Below are 228 nucleotides of genomic sequence, written 5' to 3'. Positions count from 1 at the left end.
GCAGGGTGAAGGCGATGCAAGCCAGCCCGATGGCAAGGCTGGGCCAGAGGATCAGTACGGGCCCGCGGAAGATGTTGTAGAAGCCTTCGGACAGCATTCCGCCCCATGTTGGAAGAGCTGGGTCACCGAGGCCGAGGAAGTCCAGTGCGGCCTGGATGGCTATGCCGACGCCCAGCAGGCCTGCGGTCAGGAGGATGGCGGGGGCGCGTACTGCGGTCAGGACGTGCC

1 pseudogene is annotated in these 228 nt (G+C 66.2%); it reads right to left on the bottom strand.

The features are described 5' to 3' along the window. Nucleotides 1–228 (bottom strand): annotated as a pseudogene (locus AC5RTT_RS20930) (ABC transporter); the annotation flags it as partial.

It is taken from the genome of Arthrobacter sp. Y3221157, from assembly GCF_059089865.1.
This window is presented reverse-complemented; position numbering and strand designations above follow the sequence as displayed.